Source organism: Streptomyces sp. DH12, from assembly GCF_020873895.1.
In the GTDB taxonomy this organism is placed as follows: domain Bacteria; phylum Actinomycetota; class Actinomycetes; order Streptomycetales; family Streptomycetaceae; genus Streptomyces.
Window position 1 is genome coordinate 1 of record NZ_JAHWGT010000200.1, and the last position, 816, is coordinate 816.

1 protein-coding gene is annotated in these 816 nt (G+C 65.8%); it reads left to right on the forward strand.

Features of this window, described 5'->3' with window-relative positions; all coding sequences use genetic code 11:
• Nucleotides 1-319: hypothetical protein (locus LPA54_RS33500; RefSeq protein ID WP_228984485.1), on the forward strand; the 319-nt coding region annotated here is incomplete at its 5' end.
• Nucleotides 320-816: the final 497 nt, after the last annotated feature.

An 816-nucleotide genomic window follows, 5' to 3' on the forward strand; every position in this document is an offset into this window, starting at 1 on the left:
CGGCAGGCGAGGCGACGTACTCGCGGCTGTCACCCAGGCAGTTCCCGATGTTGATCTCTCGGACCCCGAGTGGGGTGAAATTTCCAACCCCACGAGGTCCAACGAACTCAACATCGGCTCAGAAGACCCGGTGGAATCCGTCATGCTCCACATCCGGGGCTCTGGCGACGATGTGCTGACGCCCGTCCTCCGTCTTGCCGAGGCTCTGCGGTGCAAGGCGCTCGACTGCGCCGAAGGGAACCTGATCACTCCGGGGCAGACGTCCGGCTGGCACGCTTTCCAGCAGTTCCGCGATCGAGTGATGGGCCCCGCTCAGTGATACCTCCCGGTCACGGCGCCAGCATCCACCCCCTGCACCCCGAAAACCGATTGAGTCTTCTGCCCGGTCGGATGGTCACGTCCAACGAGGGTGACGGAGATGTACCACCCCTCTGGCCCAGCGACGAGCCGGCCACGGCCGAGCTGTGGACGCGGATACACGCCGAACACGGGCGCTGCGGCCTCTTGCCGCTGCTGCTCGACTCGCTGGATCCGAACGACGGCGGATTCCGTCCGTGGGGATCCAGAGAGGTCTTTCCCGAGCAGATGACCTCCCCTGCACGCCACGACTCTGCCAGCCTCCTCGCACGATGGTGGGCGACCTATACAGCCGTTGACGAAGAGAAGACGACATGCTCGACACCGACAGGCGCTTCGCCGTCACGGCTCCGTTCGGGCATACCTGGCCCGGGCTCGCGGCCCATCGGGCGACGACAACGAGCCCCGATCAGCTGGCCGCCGAGTTCGCGCAGGAGTTCTGTGCCGACCATCCACAGG